Source organism: Allobosea sp. P4_C6, assembly GCF_056402015.1.
Genome location: NZ_JBFUIF010000151.1, coordinates 1 through 3,198 on the forward strand (window position 1 = coordinate 1; position 3,198 = coordinate 3,198).

4 protein-coding genes are annotated in these 3,198 nt (G+C 62.9%); 3 read left to right on the forward strand and 1 reads right to left on the reverse strand.

What is annotated here, in order from left to right:
* From AC1DVA_RS27150 to AC1DVA_RS27160, 3 genes are all read left to right on the forward strand, one after another.
* The coding region (locus tag AC1DVA_RS27150) for a L,D-transpeptidase (RefSeq protein WP_476807955.1) at window positions 1-134 on the forward strand (134 nt) is incomplete at its 5' end.
* A gap of 69 nt (window positions 135-203) precedes the next feature.
* Window positions 204-1,109 (forward strand): hypothetical protein, encoded by a 906-nt coding sequence (locus tag AC1DVA_RS27155; protein ID WP_265055260.1) that lies wholly within the window; start codon window positions 204-206, stop codon window positions 1,107-1,109.
* A 114-nt stretch (window positions 1,110-1,223) separates the two neighbouring features.
* Entirely contained in the window at window positions 1,224-1,724 is a 501-nt protein-coding gene (locus tag AC1DVA_RS27160; RefSeq protein ID WP_476807953.1) for a hypothetical protein, read from the forward strand.
* Window positions 1,725-1,808: 84 nt separating this feature from the next.
* Here the strand turns inward: AC1DVA_RS27160 and AC1DVA_RS27165 are convergent.
* Window positions 1,809-3,198: response regulator (locus AC1DVA_RS27165; RefSeq protein ID WP_476807954.1), on the reverse strand; the 1,390-nt coding region annotated here is incomplete at its 5' end.

Consider the following 3,198-nt stretch of genomic DNA (forward strand, 5'->3'; position numbering starts at 1 on the left):
GCATTCACGGCACGCCGGAACCTTCGAGGATCAGCAAGGCGTCATCGCATGGCTGTGTCCGGCTTACGAATTGGGACGCAGAAGAACTGGCCCAAATCGTCAGGCCCGGCACGACCGTGCGGTTCATCGAATAGCTCTCATCCCGGCTTTTGCCAACTTGGCCGGGCCGGAGCCATCGTCGGGGGCTGCGGGACGATAGGCCGATGGCTGCGCGCGAGCACAATGACATCCAAATCCGTGACGATGAAGAAGGTCCGGGCGCCATCGTGTCCTTCCCGTTCGACGCCGCAGCCGTGGAGCGCTTTCGGCGGGCCTTTCCGCGAGCACGCTGGAGCGAGCACTTGGCGGCTTGGCGGCTGCCCGGAACGACGGCGATGCGTCGCGCGGAACGGTGGTTCGCTCGCGAACTCCCGCGTGCTTTCGCCCCAGCCGACGAGCGCGGCCGCGATTCCTTCTCGTTCGAGCCGATCGTTAGTCCCTATTTGCAGGCCGCCGATGAGATGATCGTGCGCACACCGTTCTCGCGAACGATTGTCGACGAGTTGCGCGCTGTGCCATGGGCCTGGTGGAACGGCGAGGACAAGGCTTGGCAGGTTCCATATCGGTCGGTTGACGAGCTTCGCAGGAGATGGCCCGCGATCGAAGCTGCCGCGCAACGCAGCGAGCCAGAAGCACGAAGGCAGCGACGGGAGGCAGCGAGATCCGCGCCTGACTACGAGGAGGCGAAGGCCACGGCAGCCGAGCGGCGCCGCCGCCGCTATCCCGTTCCTGCAACTGAACTTCCGCCGCCGGACCGAGTGCTGATGTCCCATGAGGGACCGCTCGTCGTCCTTGAAGTGACAGGGGAAATCGTGCCAGCGGAAACTGCCGCTCGGCATTACGCTTGGAGTTCCGAACTGTTCGACGTTCTAGTCTGGGCGTTGTGGCGGCGTCCGACGCATGAAGAGCTTATCAGGGCGTGGCCTGCGCGACGCCCGACCACAACGAATGCCTTTCAACGCGGATGGTGGCAGCCGACAATCCAAGAATTGCGTGCCGCACGTAGGGCGGCGAGATCCGTAGAACGCGCTCGGGAAACCCGCAAAACCAGCCTCCCTACCAACGATTGATCATTGATCGATTGGCCCGTTCTTGTCCCGTTATCAGACGTGCTCGACTTAAAGGGGGAGAGAGCCGAGTCAACCAATGACGGTCGATGCCGTCGAACGACGTGATACTGATCGTTGCACAGCTCGTCGCTGGAACTGTCGCGTGCGCTGAAGTTGGTTGGGATGCGCCACGAGCAGAGTCACCCAATTTCCCATGACGAGGGCATGCTGGCGCGTCGTGACGTGCTCACCGTGCCCGACTACCGCTCGAGAGAGCCAATCGTCTTACCCCGGGAAACACCGCGGTACACGAAATCCTCGACCACCGATCGCCGCCGCGTCGTGCAGATGGCGGTGGAAACCACGCTGCCGAACGGCGTTAGGCGTTACTCCCTGCGCGGGAAGCAGTCGGCGATTTCAGCAACCAGCGGGACAGGCTCCAGCGAGCCCTTTCATCAGAAAGCTTCGGAGTGCCGCGCGCCAATCGCGCGCTCGGCGTTCGTCCTAAATTCGACCAACGCCGATAGCCCCACCGGAACGCGGCGCGGCGGCCTTCCAGGCGACCGGCCTGTCAGCGATCCGGGGCAATTCACGCCGTGCTCGGGTCGCGCCGCCGGCGCCCCATCAAAGCCATGAGTATGGCACGATTGGGACTTCATTCAGCTCGGCCTTCGCGTCGGACCGCACAAATAGCGCCGGCGTTGGCTTGGAGAAAGCTAATCAACCGGGCGGCGGACAGCGTTCAATGGCGGAGGTCAGCTGGCTTTGCGCGAACGGCTTACCCAGGCGGAGAAGATCCTCGAGGCCTTCATTATCCGGAATCTCGGCATAGCCCGAAGCCAGAATGATAGGCAGTTCCGGCCGAGAGGCCCGAATTCTTCGCGCCAGCTCTGCGCCGGTCATCCCAGGCATCGAATGATCCGTGATGACGAGGTCGATGCGCTCATTCTCCAACAACGCGTCCAAGGCCTTAGCGCCCGAGTTCACCTCAACGACCGTATGACCGAGATCCTCCAGCATTGCTGCCGTACCCATGCTCACCAACGGGTCGTCGTCGACCAGGAGAATGACGCGGGAAGCCGACGGCTGCTCCAGCGGGCGAGCCGCCTCTTCGGCCTTCGCAAGCGATGCGGACGTCTCAGCCTCACTTGCAACGGGTAGCCACAAAGTTGCGCTTGTCCCCATACCGACACGGCTCGACAGCGCCAGCATGCCTCCCGACTGTGCGGCCAAGCCTTTGATCATCGAGAGGCCGAGCCCCGTACCCTTGCCGGGCCCTTTGGTGGTGAAGAACGGGTCCGCTGCCTTCTGCAGAGTTAGCTCGTCCATGCCGGAACCGGTGTCGCAGACCCGGATGCAGACATAGGGTCCAGGCGCGAGTTCCGTTTGCGGATTGTCGGATGAGACGACCGAGGCTTCGGCGGTGATCGTTAGCTTACCTCCGTTCGGCATCGCGTCGCGCGCATTGACGACGAGATTGAGCAGGGCGAGTTCCAGTTGGTTGGCATCGACGAGCACTAAAGGCAGCGCCTTGGGCAACTCCCGGACGAACTCGATCCCAGGGCCGATCGCTCGTTGCAGCAAATCCCCCGTGYCGACCACGATGGCGGGAATGTCGATTGCCTGGGGCTTCAGCTCCTGGCGCCGTGCGAAGGCGAGCAGGCGCTGCGTCAGAGCAGCGCCTCGGTCGAGGGCCTGGATCGCATTGTTGAAGAGCTTGTCTATGCGCTCTTCATGCGGCAGCCGCTTTTGGAGCAGATGGAGGCTGCCGAGCGCCGCCATCAGGAGATTATTGAAATCGTGCGCGACGCCACCGGTGAGTTGCCCGATGGTGTCGAGCTTCTGAGCCTCGAACAATTGGGCCAGCGCTTCTTCCCGTTCGCGGGTGCGCTCTTCGATGCGGCTCTCCAATTGTTCGTTCAATGACTGCAGTTCCGCGGACGACGCTTCCAGCTGTGCGGTCCGCTCTGCCACGCGTCGTTCCAACTCGGTATTGAGGCGCTCGAGCTGCCGGTTCGTCCGGTAGAGCTCGGTGAAGACCTTGACCTTCGCACGCAGAACCTCCGGCACCACCGGCACGGAGACATAATCCACCGCGCCGGCTTCGTAC